Annotated in this window: 17 protein-coding genes and 1 tRNA gene; 14 read left to right on the top strand and 4 right to left on the bottom strand. The window is 39.7% G+C overall.

Features of this window, described 5'->3' with window-relative positions; genetic code table 11:
• The first annotated feature begins 45 nt into the window (after positions 1-45).
• The 7 genes from ACSBL2_RS12305 to ACSBL2_RS12335 all read left to right on the top strand — a co-directional run bounded on the left by ACSBL2_RS12305 (position 46) and on the right by ACSBL2_RS12335 (position 8,772).
• A complete protein-coding gene (locus tag ACSBL2_RS12305; RefSeq protein ID WP_442592000.1) occupies positions 46-2,460 on the top strand; it encodes an outer membrane beta-barrel protein in 2,415 nt (804 codons plus the stop codon).
• A gap of 476 nt (positions 2,461-2,936) precedes the next feature.
• A complete protein-coding gene (locus ACSBL2_RS12310; protein ID WP_442592001.1) occupies positions 2,937-3,845 on the top strand; it encodes a right-handed parallel beta-helix repeat-containing protein in 909 nt (302 codons plus the stop codon).
• A 271-nt stretch (positions 3,846-4,116) separates the two neighbouring features.
• Positions 4,117-4,671, top strand: a complete 555-nt coding sequence (locus ACSBL2_RS12315) for an RNA 2'-phosphotransferase (RefSeq protein WP_442592002.1) — start codon at positions 4,117-4,119, stop codon at positions 4,669-4,671.
• Positions 4,672-5,103: 432 nt separating this feature from the next.
• Positions 5,104-5,907: an aldo/keto reductase gene (locus tag ACSBL2_RS12320; RefSeq protein ID WP_442592003.1), complete on the top strand. Its 804-nt coding sequence runs from the start codon at positions 5,104-5,106 to the stop codon at positions 5,905-5,907.
• A gap of 117 nt (positions 5,908-6,024) precedes the next feature.
• A complete protein-coding gene (locus ACSBL2_RS12325) occupies positions 6,025-7,008 on the top strand; it encodes an aldo/keto reductase (protein WP_442592004.1) in 984 nt (327 codons plus the stop codon).
• Positions 7,009-7,049: 41 nt separating this feature from the next.
• A complete protein-coding gene (locus tag ACSBL2_RS12330; RefSeq protein ID WP_442592005.1) occupies positions 7,050-7,838 on the top strand; it encodes an SDR family oxidoreductase in 789 nt (262 codons plus the stop codon).
• Between the two features lie 19 nt (positions 7,839-7,857).
• Positions 7,858-8,772 carry a helix-turn-helix domain-containing protein gene (locus ACSBL2_RS12335; protein WP_442592234.1) on the top strand — a complete coding sequence of 305 codons (915 nt, stop codon included), beginning with the start codon at positions 7,858-7,860 and terminating at the stop codon, positions 8,770-8,772.
• Positions 8,773-8,959: 187 nt separating this feature from the next.
• Here the strand turns inward: ACSBL2_RS12335 and ACSBL2_RS12340 are convergent.
• A tRNA-Lys gene (locus ACSBL2_RS12340) sits at positions 8,960-9,032 on the bottom strand.
• Positions 9,033-9,324: 292 nt separating this feature from the next.
• Positions 9,325-9,645: a hypothetical protein gene (locus tag ACSBL2_RS12345; RefSeq protein ID WP_442592006.1), complete on the bottom strand. Its 321-nt coding sequence runs from the start codon at positions 9,643-9,645 to the stop codon at positions 9,325-9,327.
• A 318-nt stretch (positions 9,646-9,963) separates the two neighbouring features.
• Here ACSBL2_RS12345 and msrA point away from each other — a divergent pair, with 318 nt between their 5' ends.
• The 6 genes from msrA (at position 9,964) to ACSBL2_RS12375 (ending at position 13,793) form a co-directional block, all read left to right on the top strand.
• A complete protein-coding gene (gene msrA, locus ACSBL2_RS12350; RefSeq protein ID WP_442592007.1) occupies positions 9,964-10,455 on the top strand; it encodes a peptide-methionine (S)-S-oxide reductase MsrA in 492 nt (163 codons plus the stop codon).
• Between the two features lie 132 nt (positions 10,456-10,587).
• The gene (locus tag ACSBL2_RS12355; RefSeq protein ID WP_442592008.1) at positions 10,588-11,154 is read left to right on the top strand and encodes a Crp/Fnr family transcriptional regulator; all 567 of its coding nucleotides are present in this window, start codon (positions 10,588-10,590) and stop codon (positions 11,152-11,154) included.
• A gap of 375 nt (positions 11,155-11,529) precedes the next feature.
• The gene (locus ACSBL2_RS12360; protein ID WP_442592009.1) at positions 11,530-12,258 is read left to right on the top strand and encodes a dioxygenase family protein; all 729 of its coding nucleotides are present in this window, start codon (positions 11,530-11,532) and stop codon (positions 12,256-12,258) included.
• Complete coding sequence (locus ACSBL2_RS12365) at positions 12,258-12,773, top strand: hypothetical protein (RefSeq protein ID WP_442592010.1); 516 nt, start codon at positions 12,258-12,260, stop codon at positions 12,771-12,773. The genes ACSBL2_RS12360 and ACSBL2_RS12365 overlap by 1 nt, the downstream gene beginning before the upstream one ends.
• Positions 12,770-13,414, top strand: a complete 645-nt coding sequence (locus ACSBL2_RS12370) for a hypothetical protein (protein ID WP_442592011.1) — start codon at positions 12,770-12,772, stop codon at positions 13,412-13,414. Before ACSBL2_RS12365 ends, ACSBL2_RS12370 begins: the two co-directional genes overlap by 4 nt.
• Before the next feature lie 64 nt (positions 13,415-13,478).
• Entirely contained in the window at positions 13,479-13,793 is a 315-nt protein-coding gene (locus tag ACSBL2_RS12375) for a DMT family transporter (protein ID WP_442592012.1), read from the top strand.
• Positions 13,794-13,865: 72 nt separating this feature from the next.
• On the opposite strand, the gene ACSBL2_RS12380 is transcribed toward ACSBL2_RS12375, so the two are convergent.
• On the bottom strand, positions 13,866-14,468 hold the full coding sequence (locus ACSBL2_RS12380; protein ID WP_442592013.1) for a Crp/Fnr family transcriptional regulator: 603 nt from the start codon (positions 14,466-14,468) through the stop codon (positions 13,866-13,868).
• Positions 14,469-14,646: 178 nt separating this feature from the next.
• On the opposite strand from ACSBL2_RS12380, the gene ACSBL2_RS12385 reads away from it, so the two are divergent.
• Positions 14,647-15,036: a RidA family protein gene (locus tag ACSBL2_RS12385; RefSeq protein ID WP_442592014.1), complete on the top strand. Its 390-nt coding sequence runs from the start codon at positions 14,647-14,649 to the stop codon at positions 15,034-15,036.
• Positions 15,037-15,167: 131 nt separating this feature from the next.
• Here the strand turns inward: ACSBL2_RS12385 and ACSBL2_RS12390 are convergent, their stop codons facing one another.
• Positions 15,168-16,358, bottom strand: coding sequence for a winged helix-turn-helix domain-containing protein (locus tag ACSBL2_RS12390; RefSeq protein WP_442592015.1), 1,191 nt, complete (start codon positions 16,356-16,358; stop codon positions 15,168-15,170).
• Positions 16,359-16,436: the final 78 nt, after the last annotated feature.

A 16,436-nucleotide genomic window follows, 5' to 3' on the forward strand; every position in this document is an offset into this window, starting at 1 on the left:
AATTAATTAGTTATATGTTTGGATAGTTCAATTCATCCAAACATTATGCGTATTTCACTTCTTCAGTCTGCCCGATTTTTTTATTGTTTAGTATCTGTTTTGCTGCTTGGTAGCGTGGTTGTACATGCCCAGCAAAAAACGGGCAAAGTTAACGGTGACGTTGTGGATGAAAATGCCACCTCAGTTCCATTTGTACAGGTGACCTTAAGAAATAGCACAGATTCCAGCAGCGTTAAAGTTGTTCTTGCTGATGAGAAAGGGCGCTTTGCATTCGAAGTCGTTCCAGGCAAATATTTAATAGAGCTGAAGATGATGGGCTATGGCATAGTTTACTCGAAAGTTTTTGATATCGTTAACGAGCGGATTCATTCAATCGGTACGATTCAGCTAAAACCAGCGGCAAAGCAACTCGGCACCGTAAACATCTCTGCTTCGCTTCCATTTGTGGAAAGGAGGGCCGATAAACTCATTGTTAATTTAAATGGGCTGGGATCTGGAGCGCCGATATTGGAAGTCATGAACCAATTGCCTGGTGTCAGCGTTACGCCAGATGAACAGATTAGCCTGAATGGAAAATCTGTACAGATCTATATCGATGGTAAAGCGACAACCCTTTCTGCTGAAGCATTGGCAGGAATGCTAAAAGGAATATCATCTTCCGCCATTCAAAAAGTTGAACTCATTTCACAACCATCGGCCAAATATGATGCTGCCGGGAATGGTGCCATCATCAACATTATCCGTAAACGCAATTACAACGCGGGTCTCAACGGCAATATCTATTTTGGTGGAGGGAAAGGAACTTTCGGAAAAGCGAATGGTGGCATCAACCTGAATTATAAAGGAAAATCCTATAACGTACTATTGAACATGGATTATAACTATAATAAATATTACCTGGATAATTTCATTGCCTCCACCTTTATCGGTGCAGATGGAAGGCCAACAGGCCAGGTGATCTCTGATATTCAAAGTACAAGAACGAACGCCAATTATACACCTAACCTGGGGGTAGATTTTTACCTTTCCAAACGCACGACTTTGTCTGCTTCGGTTAAACCAGGTTTTCAATCCTTTGATCGCAATGGATCTGCCCAAATCAGAAATACCCATCAAAATGGCAATACCGAAGGGGATTCACAGTTTATCAATGCGGTAGATATTTATGCCAGTAATTTCTCCTCCGGATTACGTTTGCAACATCAAATGGATACCCTTGGCAGGGAATTAACGGTCGATCTGGATTATTACCGTTATGGCAACTACAACGATCAAAACAATCGAACCCTCACTTTCAACCCTGTTTCAGATCTGTCAAGTGTGATAGGGCAGGACCGTGTTGTAGGAGTTTATGCCTTAAAAATGGATTATACCCATCCATTAAGCAATGGCCGTCAGTTAGAAATGGGTATGAAAACAAGTTATATCAACTCTGATAATACTAACTTCTATCAGGACATGGCCAGTCAACAAACTGATCTGTTCGACTATAAGGAAAGTATTTCTGCGCTTTATCTGACTTATGGACGTACTGGTAAAAAGTTTTCCTATCAGCTGGGCATAAGGGGAGAATATACGTATGGAAAGGCTGAGCAGCAATTTGAAATGAACGGTTTTACGAGGAGCTACTTTCAGCCCTTCCCTTCGCTTCATGTGGATTATAAAATTGATAAAAACCATAACATTAGTTTAGGGCTCAACAAAAGGATAGAACGCCCGGGGTATGAAAGTTTAAATCCACTGGTGCGGATCATCAGCAGTAATAATTTACAACAGGGTAATCCGGCACTTAAACCTGTAATTGCCTATAATGCCGACCTGTGGTATGGTTATAAAAATGCATTCTTCTTTGGCCTGACCTATAGCTATAGTTTAGATGATTTTACCAGCCATGCTGTTCCGTTAGAGAACGGCATCATTACAACATTACCTGGAAATGCGGAGTATGCCGGATATTTTACCCTGCAAGCCATGTACGGCAAACAGGTGCTGCCATGGTGGTATACCAGTACGAATGCTATTCTGTCGAGACGGAATTTTAAGGGTGAATTCAATGGTGCTTTACTCCAAAGCGACGGGATTTTCAGTCTCCTGGCAACTTCTTACAATAGTTTCTCTCTCAGCAAGAACTTTTCTGTGATGTTCCTTTTCAATTACCGCGGTAAAAGCATGGACCGGACAATCACCAACCAGGCTTTCGCCTATTTGACTGCAGGTGTCCGTCAGCAGTTTTTAAAGAAACGTGCATCTGCGCAGCTTAACTTTGTGGATGTTTTTAAATCATACCGGAATTACTACGAGCAGAACAGCGGAGTGGTACAGCAATCGTGGCGTAACCAGTTTGAAACAAGGATGGTGAAGCTGAACTTCAGTTATAGTTTTGGGGGAACAATAAAAAATACTAAAAAGAGTGATAGTGCTGAAGAAGAAAAGAAGCGAAGTGTATTAAATGAGAACTAACTTCTATTATTTTAACTCCATTTTCCTGTGCACTGTCTCGAAATTATTTATTCAGGGATTCAATGGTTGAAATCTGTAATTCAGTTGTTTATGTTTTATAAGTAAACTGAAAACTGGAAGATATATCCTTAATCAGTTAATCACCACAGGAGTGTATTGCAATTTTTTTTATTTTATATCTGGCAAATTCTGGAGACCCGGGTACTTCTGTCTGTTTAATGACTCGCAATGTCGCTTTCTGGACTTCTGTCCCCCTGTGCCTGTAAGCTCTGGAATTGCATTTTACAGGGTTTGAAAGCGGTAAATAGTCATTAGAATTTCTGTGTAAGAGATTTTTCATTAACAAAATAAAGTATTGCTATATTTTACGGGAACGATTGCACACTTTTTTAATTACTTATTATGAGTTGGTTAACTTAGGTGGTATCTTTATTTTAACAAATATAAATCTTTTTATTAACTTAAATTATTCAGAGATGAAAAATCAAAGAAGAATGGGAGCGTTAATTTTATCCCTGGGGCTAATCTTTGCCCTTACAAGCTGTAAAAAACAGCTGAATGCTACTGACGATCAGTTAAGTAGTTTGTCCAATCCATCAGTGGTTAATCCGGAGGTGGTGGTGCTGGCATCAACAACTGTAACGACAGAGGCTGCATTAAAGACTGCAGTGGCAAATGCACAGCCTGGTGATCAGATTACGATCAGTGGCACAATTAATTTAACGAGTACGCTGCAGTGTCTTAAAAGTGGTACCTCGAGTGCCAAAATTAATCTTACAGGTGGAGTGCTTAATTGTTCCGGAATATCTTCCGGTTGGGGGGTAAAAGTAAATGGCAGTTACTGGAACATTACCAATATGACCATTAAGAATGCGCCAGATTGTGGCCTGGTATTTCAAACCGGTGGCTATAATTATGTTTACAATGTGACAACTACTGCCAATAAGGATTCAGGTCTGCAAATTTATAATGGATCGCATCACAATAATATCAGCTATTGCACTTCGACCGAGAACTATGATGTGGCGAATGGAGGAGAGAATGCAGACGGCTTTGCCTGTAAGTTGTCTGCCGGAGCAGGAAACCAGTTTGATCATTGTGTAGCAACACATAATTCAGATGACGGATGGGATCTTTATGGCCAGCCGTATACCGTTTATATTACAAACTGTACCGCAAACAATAACGGATATGGAACAAATGGTGATGGTAATGGCTTTAAGCTGGGAAGTGCCGGACAGAATGTTGCACATACTGTTACCAACTGTATTTCTAACAATAACAAAGCAAGTGGTTATGATGGAAACGGTAACACAGGACACATCACCACTACCGGAAGCACAGGATCAGGAAATGGCAACGGATTATTTTACAGGATTTACTAGGGGATTGATAATTCCCGCCAGAAGTTTGCCTTAAATTTTTTGTATGCGCTAAGCAGAATCCCCATGACGTGCTTGTGTTTCGTCTGGGGATTCATTTTATAATGAATCTGGGTTCATATGATCTGTTATTGAACTACTCTGCATTCGTCTTTCTCAGATTGGATGTCAAACATTTTTTAATATATACAGTAAAGATAATTTATCTAAGTCTATGTTGTGAAATTGTTTAACTTGCTAATTGTAATTTGCTCTTATAATAACTTAATGATATATGATTAACGACAAACAGCTTAAGCAAATAAGCAAGTTTTTGAGTTTGATATTGAGACATCAACCGGAAACAATTGGTATCCAGCTTGACCAAAACGGCTGGACAGATGTTCAGACATTACTTGATAAAGCCAGTATTTCCGGGATGCAAATTGACAGAGAGCTATTAAATCATATTGTTGAGAATAATTCGAAGAAACGATTTGCATTTAATGCTGAAGGTGATAAAATCAGGGCAAGTCAGGGACATTCGGTAGAGATAGACCTGGGTTACACAAATCAAAAGCCACCAGAAATACTCTATCATGGAACTGGCGAAAAATCAGTTCAATCAATTTTGGAAACAGGCCTCGAAAGACGCAGTAGACAACACACGCATTTAAGCAGCGATATTGAAACTGCAATAAAGGTAGGCCAAAGACATGGAAAACCCGTTGTTTTTACAGTACTTGCGGGTAAAATGCATGATGATAATTTCGTTTTTTTTATATCTGATAATGGTGTTTGGTTAACAGACAGTGTACCGGCAGTATACTTGAAAAAAAATGACCTGTAAGATTACGTGAACCTATATTTGGATTGAGTTGGAAAAATGAAATTTTTAATCAGGATACTCTTACTAACCATTATTGAATTTGTATTCTTTGGGTTTGGCTGAGCACGATGCATCCAGGTCCAGATGCATCCATTGGCATACTTTTGCTAATCCCATTTGTGATGGTAATCAATCTCCTTATCGCAGGAATTTTATTTTTCTTAGAAAAAAAATACTCAAAGTTTTTCTTGATTAATGCTGTCATTTCTGCAATTGTAATCAATCATTTGTTTCTGTTTTTATCAAGAGCAAAGTCAGACAAAAAACTAAGCGACAAGATAGACACCAATCCCAGCACCCCGTATACAATTTGACTACAACAAATACCAATTCAGATACATTTCACCGGACGACTATTAAGAATTTTGCAATGACGTCAAAGTCAGTGCAAAAATGGAAAATGTAATATTAAATAATGGAGTAAAGATGCCGCTGCTTGGTTATGGCACGTATTTGCTTCGTGACGGTTCTGAGTGTGAACAGGCCGTCCTAAATGCTTTAACTATCGGCTATAGACTTATAGACACTGCTGCGGTATACTGCAATGAAGAATCAGTGGGCAGAGCGATTAAAAAAAGTAATGTCAAACGTGAAGAAATCTTTGTAACCACAAAATTTTTGCCAGCGGATATAGGGTACGAAAAAGCAAAGCAGGCCTTTGAAGTATCGCTAAAAAAATTGGGGCTTGATTATATTGATTTATACTTGATTCATCTTCCGCAGGGAGACGTAAATTCTTCCTGGACAGCAATGGAAGAATTATACAGAGAAGGTAAAGTAAGGGCAATAGGTGTAAGTAATTTTACGCTGAATCAGATTCAGAATTTACAAAAGCAGCAAAGCCTGATACCAGCAGTCAATCAGGTAGAAACACATCCATTTTCTCAAAAAACAGAAATGCAGAAAGCTTTGAAATCTCAGGGCATACAGTTGGAGTCTTGGGCACCTTTTGCTCAGGGTAAAAATAAGCTTTTTAATAATGAACTTTTAAAAGTGCTTTCAAGCAAATATAATAAGACTATCGCCCAAGTAGTTCTGCGATGGTTAATTCAAAAAGAAGTCGTTGCTATTCCGAAATCGGCCAATGTGAAAAGGATGAATGAAAATTTCAATGTATTTGACTTTGAGTTGTCTGCCGATGATATGGCAACGATCAAATCGTTGGATAAAGGCAGCGGACTAATTTATAGTGTTTAAAAAGCGCTTGAGAATCTGACTACAACAATTACCAATTCAACTACTTTTTACAGAACGACAATCAGGAGTTTTGTATTTGAAATTTATTCGGTTTTAGAAACAATTCAAAAAAGAATTATGCAAAAAAGAAAATTAGGAAATAGCGGGTTAGAAGTTTCCGCATTGGGCTTTGGCTGTATGGGCATAAACCATTCCTACGGCAAAGGAATTGAGAAAAAAGACGCAATAATACTTCTCCGCAACGCAGTTGAAAGGGGGATCACATTTTTTGATACCGCAGAAGCCTACGGACCTTACACCAATGAAGAAATTGTTGGCGAAGCATTACAGCCGCATAGAAAAGAAGTTGTTATCGCAACAAAATTTGGTTGTAAAAATGCTATACCAACAGCAGGTTTAGACAGCAGACCAGAAACGATCAGAACAGTAGTCGAAGCATCTTTAAAAAGATTAAAAACTGATTACATTGATTTGCTATATCAGCACAGAGTTGACCCCAATGTTCCAATAGAAGATGTTGCAGGAACAATAAAAGACTTGATACAAGAAGGTAAAGTAAAACATTTCGGTTTATCGGAAGCAAGTGCAAAAACTATTCGTAAGGCACATTCAATTCAGCCTGTAACAGCATTACAAAGCGAATACTCTTTGTTTTGGCGTGAACCCGAAAATGAAATCATACCCACATTAGAAGAATTAGGAATTGGTTTCGTTCCGTTCAGTCCTTTGGGCAAAGGCTTCCTTACAGGTACTATAAGCGCAAATACAAAATTAGAGGATATCGACCGCAGAAATATCATTCCTCGTTTCAGCGAAGAAAATATGAAAGCCAATCAGGTTTTAGTGGACGCACTTTCTGAGCTGGCTAAACAAAAAAATGTTACGACTGGACAATTGGCATTGGCTTGGCTTTTAGCTCAAAAGCCTTGGATAACACCAATACCAGGGACTACAAAATTGCATCGTTTAGACGAAAATATTGGCAGCAAGAATATCGTATTAACAGCCGATGAACTTGCAAAAATTAACACCACAGTAAATGGAATTACATTGGTGGGAGATCGCTATCCCGAAATTTTAGAAAAACAAATAGATAAATAATAAAGTAAAAACAATTGTGAGCAACAATAATGTTTTTACACATGACAGGTAATGTCTTTATAAACAGTATTTTACACGGCAGACGAAAGAATATGCAAAATCTTAAAGAAAAAGTTGTAGCCGTTACAGGTGCAAGTAGCGGAATGGGTAAAGCCATTGCAATAGAATTAGCAAAAAAAGGTGCAAAGGTTGTTTTGGGTGCAAGACGAACAGAACAATTACAACAAGTTGTTGAAGAAATTAGAAGCACAGGTGGCGAGGCCACCTATACTAAAATTGAGGTAAAGAATAAAGCCGATTTGGTTCGGTTGGTAAATACAGCAGTTGAGCAATATGGAAAATTAGATGTCATTGTAAACAATGCAGGTGTCAGTCAATTAAGCCGCATTGACGAATTGGATATTGACGGTTGGGAAGAAATGATCGACATTAACCTCAAAGGAGTTTTGTATGGGATGGCGGCCGCAATTCCGGTTTTCAAACAGCAACAATCGGGACATATCGTCAATATCATTTCAACGGCAGGAATAAAGATTGTGCCTATGCAAGGCGTTTATGCAGGAACTAAAAATGCCATTCGCACTATTGCAGAAGCGTTTCGTCAAGAGTCGAACGGAAACATACGCATTACAGGCATTTCGCCAGGATTTGTGAAAACAGATTTTGCGAACAACATAAAAAATGAAGAAATGAAAACGTCTATTCAAAAAGGGATGGAACAAATTGCCATCAGTCCCGTAGCCATTGCAAACGCTGTAATTTATGCAATAAGCCAACCAGATGACGTTGAAATTGGCGACATTGTTATTCGTCCGTCAAAACAAAGTTGATTACATTTATAACATAAACATGCAGCGACAATCTAACATACATCACATTAAAAGTATATCACAACATGTGCGTGTATTGGGCCTTCCTGCGCCATCGCATCCATTGATCACATTGGTTGATTACAATAATGTTTCGATTGAGATGTTTCCAAAAGGACAAAAAATAAGTCTTGATTTTTACAAAATTTCCTTTAAGCCTACATTTGCAGGACAAATAAAATACGGACAAGGATATTATGATTTTGAAGAAGGCGGATTGGCATTTCTGAAGCCAAAACAAATCGTTTTTCCACCAGAAGATATAGAAAGTTATGAAGGTACTGCTTTGTATTTCCATCCGGACTTTATAAGAAATTATTCATTGGGAAACTCTATAAATCAATATGGCTTTTTCTCTTACGAGGTTTCAGAAGCCTTATTTTTATCGGCGAAGGAAAAAGAAATTATAGCCAATTTATTTGCGTCAATAGCCAATGAATTAGACAACAATATTGACAGTTTCAGCCAGGATGTTTTGGTGTCGCAAATAGAATTGTTATTGAATTACAGCAATCGTTTTTATAATAGGCAATTTATTACGAGGAAAGCAGTCAATCACGACATTATCACTTCTTTGGACAAGCTTTTAAACAACTATTTTGAAGAAGAAAACAGTCTGAAAAATGGTTTGCCATCCGTGAAATATATCAGCACAGAATTAAATCTGTCACAACGCTATTTAAGTGATATGCTGAGTTCATTGACAGGACTAAATACACAACAATACATTCAGAATGCAATCATAGAAAAAGCCAAAGAAAAACTATCAACGACAAATCTATCCGTTTCGGAAATTGCTTATGAATTGGGCTTTGAACATTCACAATCGTTCAGCAAACTTTTCAAGACAAAGACAAACGTTTCGCCTTTGGAGTTCAGACAGTCGTTTAATTAAAATTAAAGAAGACAGAAAAGCAGAAACTAAATTTGCCACTAACGAGGGTTTTGTATTCCAAATTTACTCACCGAATCACTCACCTTTTTACTGTAATTCGGTGAGTAAATTTAGGTATTCCCAAGAAACAAAAAAGCTTGCAATCGTTTGATTTGCAAGCTTTTTTTAGTGTTTGTACAATTGTTTGTGATCCCGCTGGGATTCGAACCCAGGACCACTACATTAAAAGTGTAATGCTCTACCAGCTGAGCTACGGAATCATTTCCTTTGTTTAAGGAGGTGCGAAGGTAGAAAAATAAATCAGATATTCACAATATTTTTAAGAAAATTCAGAAATAATGATTTAAATACGCATCTCATCCACGAAATCAGAAAGCTTAAAATAATGTCAATGATTATAACAGCTTCATCTTTAGTGAATAATAAATTATAGATCTCTGGTCTAACAAAACCTGGAAATCGTAAAAAAAATCAGTGAAAATTATAGCAATACCCACAAAAAAGCCCCAAATCGAATTTGAGGCCCTAAAACTATATCCTGAAAATGGAATCTTATACTGATTCATGCGTAGCAGCGATTGTTTTCTCCAACGCCACAACTATTGCATTTTTATAAACTTCAAAATTTGCCTGACGCGATTCATCAGAATCACTTTCCTTAACAGATTTCCTACCTTCTTTTACTTCCTGCAGTTCATTCTCATAGAGATGAATGAAAGTTTCCGGTTCTTTATTTTTCAATATCCTGACTGTATGAGAGTATTTCTCATGGCTGTCAACCAATATAGCTAAGTTCTTTTCATTGAAAATATCTATACCATTAACTTTTGATTGCAGCTTTTCAAGCTTTCCTCTTTCTTTTGCGTAACCCATAATGAGAACAAATATACCTGTTCTGGTGTAGATTTATCAGATAATATTCTTTTAAAGGTTTTCCAGAGAATGATTTAGGACAATCCATAAAGGTTTGGGCTTAAATTATGGGAGTTCTTCCATAAAAAATCAACAGGTGGCAATTGTAATCTTAATCACCTAATTCCTGGAAATAGGCCGTCACACCTGTATTTTTTATGCACTCCATTGGATATGTCTTATCTTTATGATAGGATAGGGGATCAGCAGGGGGATAGCTATCCTTGCAAACCTTATCCGCAAAGATTAGAAAACTAAATAAATTGTAAAGGGAAAGATATGAATATTGAAAAAGCCATTCTCGCCGGCGGTTGTTTCTGGGGAGTAGAAGAACTGTTCCGCAATTATACTGGAGTAACTTCAACAGTTGTTGGATACACTGGAGGTGATGTTCCAAATGCCACCTACCGCAACCATGGAACTCATGCTGAAGCTATTGAAATCACATTTGATCCTGCTTTATTATCCTACCGCCAACTGCTCGAATACTTTTTCCAGATCCATGATCCGACAACAAGGAACAGGCAGGGAAATGATATCGGGACTTCTTATCGCTCTGCTATTTTTTATATGGACGACACACAGCGTGATATTGCATTGGAACTGATTGGCGAACTGGAGGCTTCAGGTAAATGGCCAGGGAAGTTTGTTACCGAAGTTGTGCCTGTTGCCGATTTCTGGAATGCAGAGGAGGAACACCAGGATTATTTGCAGAAACATCCATACGGTTATACCTGTCACTTTGAAAGAGCTGACTGGAAATTAAGTTAAACATTTCCCAAACGAACATATCTCCATCTTTAAAGCCCGGTATATGTTCGTTTGGTGACCAGGAATCTTAACCATTTGAAACTTATCATGAATATCCTAACTTCGTGCTTTCTTTGATCCCCCTCATATTCAATGCACGATACATTAAGGCAACATATAGAAAAAATACTTCCACTCAGCGATGAGGAGTTTGCATTTGTGTATAGCCATTTTACCCTTAAAAGATTTAAGAAACATCAATTCCTTATACAGGAAGGAGAAGAGGTAAAGTATGCTTTTTTCGTGATTTCAGGATTGTTGAAGCTGGTACATACAGAAGAGCACACGGGTAAGCAGCATATTGTCTCTTTTGCGATGGAAGACTGGTGGGAGAGTGATTTTTATGCTTTTTACACACAAACAAAAGCAACGCTGTCGCTGGAATGCCTTGAGGATACGGAAGTTTTTTGCGTGTCTGCCGATGATTATAAAAAACTGCTCGATGGCCTCCAAAAGATGGAGAGATTCTTCCTGGAGAAGGCAAATTTTGGTTTTCTTGCCGCCCAGCGTCGTATCTTGTCTTTACTCACTTCAAATGCGAAAGAGCGTTATGAGCAACTGATTCAACAGTATCCAACACTTACGCAGCGTGTACCGAAATCTCTTTTGGCTACCTATCTGGGTGTATCCAGGGAAACCCTGAGCAGGTTATATACTTAAACAGGATTTGTACGACTGTAAAGCCATGTCTTTATCAGATTTCCAGCTTTTCCATTGATGAATGTTCTGTGTAGAGTAGCCGCGTTTTTTATCCTCCCCATTTCAGCTATTCGACAAGCAATACAGTATTTTAGGGCCATTTGCTGAAGATTCCAGCCCGCCAGCTGATTTCCTGGCGCGACTTCCTGCCCAATTCCTCAACAATTCCTGCCCAATTCTGACAATGGAGCTGAGTGCTGATCAATCCAGTTCTGGCAGGATTTAACAAAACAGCAAAGACTTTGTCGATACAAAAGTCCTGTTTGCCGATACTTCATCAAACAAGTCAAGCCACATCTACACATTTGTTTGAACACAGCTAAAAAAAATAAACACATGGAAAGAAAGAGTTTTTTGAGAAGTTTAATGGTAGGCGCTGTTTCGTCTGGCGTATTATGGGAAGCCTGTAAAAAGGATGATGCAACAACAACAGTAAGTACAGAGACGGTATCCAACTCAGGTTCGGGAACCAGCAGCTCAACATGCGCAGTAGCTCCAACGGAAACAGAAGGGCCTTTTCCTACCAAAACCCCATCAGGGTATGTCAGAAGCGATATTACCGATGGCAGGACAGGTTATAAAATGACAGCAAAACTGACCATTGCCAATGTAAATAATAACTGTGCTGCATTGGCGGGGGTGATTGTGGATGTATGGCATTGTGATGCAGAAGGGAATTATTCAGAATACGGGGGCTCCGGTATGCAATCTACGAACTACCAATCTGTACACTTTTTAAGGGGCCGGCAGGTCACAGATGCTGATGGACTGGTAACCTTTACCAGTATTTTTCCTGGTTGGTATAGTGGCCGTGCTACGCACATTCATGTACATGTTTACAACGCCAGCGGAACTTCCCTGAAAGTAACCCAGATCGCCTTTCCTGAAGGTACAGGTTCGGCCGTTGCCATCGTAAATGGCTATAGCAAGGGAATGACAGGGTACACGACCAATGCCAAGGATAATGTTTTCAGTGACGATACAAACAATATTGAAGTGGCAACAGTAACAGGCAGCATTGCTGCAGGCTTCGACTTGTCAATGAAAATCAATGTACCTGCATAATGAATAATCGGGTTGTCATTTTCTGCTATAGAAAGATTATTGATGTCAGGTCTACACTGGTCTGGGAGAAAATGGTATTCGATGATTCTTATCTGGAATTTAGAATGCAGTTCCAAAACCTGACTCAAAAGAATCCCTGTTTCACCTATGCAGAGCTTGTTCAGCAGGGAGCGGATACTGAACGTTTGAATTTTTTGGTGAGTCCCTCCGTATCAGGCTATATCCAGCAGTTGCAGGGCAAAATTCCGGATGTGCTAGATACACTGGGTAAACAGTTTTTTAATTTTAGCAATTACCGTTTTGAGCTGATTAATTCGGATATCCGCGATGCCCGGTCCCATCAGGTGGCGATCAATTTTTATTCTTCGGAGATGACCTGGCATGATACCATAGGGAATGCCCTGCTGTTGTCGGGTGATGGTGCCGGACATCCGGAAACAGATGGTGCCATCCTGACCTATTTGTACCAGCTGCAACCATTCGTAAGTATACATTCATTAAAGTTAAATCCATGAAAGCTACAGAGGGAAGAATTTTTATCGACCAGAGCGGAACAATCAATTCAGATGCCTTACAATTAAAAGACGAGGAACTGAAAGGTTCTGGCAGACTGGAAATGCAGATCGATGAAGCCTCACAGGTGGTTATTGTGCCGATTACCGGAGATCTGTTCTATGAATTGCCGGGGGTTCCTGGTGCGGAGGTCAATGTGGGGCAGGTGCAGGTCTTGTCAGTGCCTGCAAAGGGACAGCTGTTGCTGACCAATCCTTATTTTTCCGATGCCATTAATTTTTTGGTGATCAGGATGACTGATCCGTCAATTGTACAGCCCGTCATTTATGAACCTGCGGACTTCGATTTTGTTCAGCACCATAACCTGCTGACAGATTTGTTAGTCTCTCAGATTTTTAAGGATCTGCCTTTTCGTTTGCATTTAGGCCGTTTTTCCGGAAGGGCGGAAGCTGTATATGAGACGGAGGATCGGCAGTGCAGGTGTTTTGCATTTGCCATTGCAGGGGCATTTGAAATAGAGGGGAGACTGTTGCATCCCAGGGATGGTTTAACTTTATGGAATACAAATACTATAGAGATTGAAGCATTGAGTAACCATGCGATCCTCCTGATGATCACCTCCAAATCCTTGCCCAGTCCTTAACCGAATTTAACATTGGTAAATTTTTAAGCGGATTGTCCTTTCTATTTTTGCAAAAAAAAATATTATGAATTGGATCTTTCTGATACTCGCCGGCCTTTTGGAGATCGGCTTTACAACGAGTATGAAGTTATCAAATGGGTTTTCGAACCTGAAATGGGTGGCATGTTTCATCATCTGTATTATTCTAAGTTTCCTGCTGATCAATAAAGCAACAGAAACTATTCCACTGGGGACTGCCTATGCCATATGGACTGGAATAGGAGCGGCAGGAACGGTGATTGTAGGCGCCTTTTTCTTCAATGAGCCATTATCCTTTATACGGATCTTTTTTATCAGTACACTGATCGCGTCGGTCATAGGATTGAAAATCTTTGCCTGATAGGTGGATAAGTGCTTCTAATGATAAAGTACTTTGATGATAAAGGGCTTTTGATCGTTAATTTTTACGGAATTAATGATCAGAAGCCCTTAACTTCTTTTTGTCCTTTGCCCTGATCCTGCTGAGCGTGACCTGTGTCATGCCGAGATAAGAGGCGATGTATTTTAGCTTCAATCTTTGTAGAAGATCCGGGAAGGTGGTAATAAAATCCTCATAACGTTCAACCGAATTTCTAAACTGCCGGGTGATGAGCTGGGTTTCTGTCATTAAAAATGAGATGTCAGCCAGTTTCCTGCCCCAATTGGCCAGGTTGATATCAGAATGGTAAAGGTTTTCCAGCTCTTTTTTCGTCAGCTTAAACAAGATACAATCTTCCAGGAGTTCAATATTTTCGTAACCCGGCGTATCCATGACATAGCTTTTTATAGATAGCAGTACTGTCCCTTCATTGAAAAAACCAAAGGTGATTTCATTTTGTTCGCCATTGACGTAGGCTCTGGAAATACCTTTGGCAAGGAAATAGATGTTGTTATTGATGGTGTCAGATTTGAACAAGAGATGTCCTTCCGGTAGTTTGACCTCCGACACAACTTTAGCCAGTTTTAAAAATGATTCTTCAGGAAGAGGACTAATTTTGTTTACTATTTCGCGGAAATCCATAGAGGTATTCATCATAACGGGTCAATTTAGCTAAAAAAATAGCGCGATCAAGTATGGATTTGGTAGGGTGTGACAAACCTCACTTCATAATCGTGAGGTTTGTCAAGGGCAGTTCCCGGCTGTTATTCCCAGTTTTGTGGTGTTAATTTTAACCAGTGTGTCTGTACTGGCACTAAATCAAAACCCAAAAAAGATGGAAATAAGAAGTATAAATCCCTGGAAATGGCAGGAAGAACGCAGTTATTCACAAGCGGTTGAAGTAAAAAATGTGGAAGGCACTTTATATTGTTCAGGTCAGGCTGCTATCGATGCTGATGGAAAATCCAGTACAGCAGATATGGAGTCGCAGTTGATTCAGGCACTGCAGAACCTGGAGCAGGTGATCAGTGAAGCGGGATACGAATGTAAAAACATTGTGCGCTTGAATGTGTATACCACTTCAACAGCAGAGTTGTGGCCTCGTTTCTCTATTTTTCAGGACTGGATTGCAAAATATGAAGTTAAACAAGCGGTAACCTTATTAGAAGTGAAAAGTCTTTTTGAGACATTAAAGGTGGAGCTGGAAGCTACTGTGGTGAAATAACGAACCTGCTTTATAAAGATAACCCCTGTATCAGTTAGATGATCACAGGGGTATATTTTTTTATTTTCTGCATGTCAATATGAAATCCTGATCTTCCAGGAGTAATAAATCAGGTGATGAACGCATATGGGCTACAGACCTTTTCTTATCGTGGTCAGGTAAGGTTCATGATTTGATCTGGTGATGATCACATCCCGGCACTGATTAAAGAGTGTAAAGGCTTTTATGGCCTCTGTGACCTTCTTCAGCTCAGTTGTTTTAAGTTTTACTTCTTCAAAATGTAGGTTATGAATAATCAATGTTTTGTTTTTCCGGTCTGCTTTGGTATCCATTCGGGCAACGAACTGGTCGCCCACCAATACCGGCAAAGAAAAATAACCATATTTTCGCTTAGCCTGGGGGACGAAACATTCAATCTGGTAGTCAAACCCAAAATAATCTTTTAACCGTCTGCGGAACACATTGACTGAATCAAATGGGGATAGGATATATGCCATGCCGGAAATTTCAATATCCTGACCGACATATTCTGGCAGCATATAGGTTGTTGTTTTTATCCCATCGACGTTTACCATACATACCCTGCCCTCGGCTACCATATCCGCCAGTTCTGTTTTAACCAGATTAGGCTTGACAAAACGGGCACGCCAGGAAATTTCATTCAGGCTGGCAATCCCCATTGCTTTCAGATTCCGTAGAATCACCTGCTGTGCAAATTCTTTTGGTGAAGGCATAGAGGTGTCAATATCGTATGGAATGATATTTATTGGCAAGTCATACTGTTTCTTAAAACCAGGAGTGCGGCTGATCATCAGTTCCCCTTCAAGGTATAACCTTTCCAGGGCAACCTTTGATGGTCGCCAGTCCCACCAACCTGTACTGGCCTCAGTACGGTCATTTTCAAAATCGGTAACCATAAGCGGGCCTTCGCGGCCAATTCTGTCCAATACCTGTCCCATCAGATTAAGCACAGCCTTACTCATTGGTTTTCTATTTCTCACAAAGCTTTCCTTCACCGGCAGGGAAAAACGAAAATCAGGCATAGGGATAAACCCAGCGTCTGATGTGAGGTATTCAAACAGTTGCCCGTCCTGTTGCAGCTCTGCCAGCCATTCTACCTGATAATCGGGAACCCGGGAGAAAATGGCGTGGTGGTGTGCCCTTTCCACCACATAATTGGTATCAATCTGCACATAACCGAGATGGTTTATGAATTTATAGACTGCCTCAGGGCCGCTTCCAAATGGTGCAGGCTGAGTTAAACCTGCGGCATGGAGAATAATTTTCCGGACTTGGGGGAGGCTGAGCTGAATAGGTGGCATAACAGTAAAATGTTTTTTCAGGATATTACAGACGGTTTATTGACCGAATGTATTTCATTATTTTGAAAATACCTCATG

It is taken from the genome of Pedobacter sp. AW31-3R (assembly GCF_052180285.1).
GTDB lineage: Bacteria > Bacteroidota > Bacteroidia > Sphingobacteriales > Sphingobacteriaceae > Pedobacter.